Annotated in this window: 1 protein-coding gene; it reads right to left on the minus strand. The window is 61.4% G+C overall.

Features of this window, described 5'->3' with window-relative positions; all coding sequences use genetic code 11:
* A partial coding sequence (locus JQK15_RS26615) for an elongation factor 1-alpha C-terminal domain-related protein (RefSeq protein ID WP_214869682.1) occupies positions 1-464 on the minus strand: 464 nt, incomplete at both ends.

A 464-nucleotide genomic window follows, 5' to 3' on the forward strand; every position in this document is an offset into this window, starting at 1 on the left:
AGGCCATGGCGGATATTGTCGCCATCCAAGAGGAAGGTGTGGCGGTTCATCAGCGCGAGCCGCTTTTCCACCTCATTGGCGATGGTCGACTTGCCCGAGCCCGAGAGACCGGTGAACCAGAGGATGCGGGGAAGCTGGTTCTTGAGCTGAGCATGGGCGTCACGGCCGATGTCGGTCGCCTGCCAATGGACATTCTGGGCGCGGCGCAGCGAGAAGTGGAGCATGCCCGCCGCCACGGTGCGGTTGCTGATCTTGTCGATCAGAATGAAGCCGCCCAAGGTCCGGTTATCGGCATAGGGCTCGAACGTGATCGGCTTGTCGGTCGCCAGTTCGGCAACGCCAATGGCATTCAAGTCCAGCGTCTTGGCCGCCAGATGCTCCATGGTGTTGACGTTGACGACATATTTGGGCGCCTGGACGGTGGCCGATACGCTCTGCGTGCCGATCTTGAGCCAATAGGGCCG

It is taken from the genome of Sphingobium sp. BHU LFT2, from assembly GCF_018604485.1.
GTDB lineage: Bacteria > Pseudomonadota > Alphaproteobacteria > Sphingomonadales > Sphingomonadaceae > Sphingobium > Sphingobium yanoikuyae_A.